We start from the raw sequence: 499 nt of genomic DNA, 5'->3' as shown, positions 1-499 counted from the left end.
TGCTGGAGGTATCAGAAGTGCGAATGCTGACATAAGTAACGATAATGCGGGTGAAAAACCCGCACGCCGGAAGACCAAGGGTTCCTGTCCAACGTTAATCGGGGCAGGGTGAGTCGACCCCTAAGGCGAGGCCGAAAGGCGTAGTCGATGGGAAACAGGTTAATATTCCTGTACTTGGTGTTACTGCGAAGGGGGGACGGAGAAGGCTATGTTAGCCGGGCGACGGTTGTCCCGGTTTAAGCATGTAGGCGGGAAGTTTAGGTAAATCCGGACTTCTTTTAACGCTGAGGTGTGATGACGAGGCACTACGGTGCTGAAGTAACAAATGCCCTGCTTCCAGGAAAAGCCTCTAAGCATCAGGTAACATCAAATCGTACCCCAAACCGACACAGGTGGTCAGGTAGAGAATACCAAGGCGCTTGAGAGAACTCGGGTGAAGGAACTAGGCAAAATGGTGCCGTAACTTCGGGAGAAGGCACGCTGATATGTAGGTGAAGTG

At 51.9% G+C, this 499-nt stretch carries 1 rRNA gene; it reads left to right on the top strand.

The features are described 5' to 3' along the window. Window positions 1–499: ribosomal RNA gene (locus tag ACH1XZ_RS23200) — 23S ribosomal RNA — on the top strand; the annotation flags it as partial.

The organism is Kluyvera chengduensis, from assembly GCF_044197065.1.
Lineage (GTDB): Bacteria > Pseudomonadota > Gammaproteobacteria > Enterobacterales > Enterobacteriaceae > Kluyvera > Kluyvera ascorbata_C.
The sequence above is the reverse complement of the archived record's forward strand: the minus strand, read 5'-3'. Positions and strand labels throughout refer to the sequence as shown.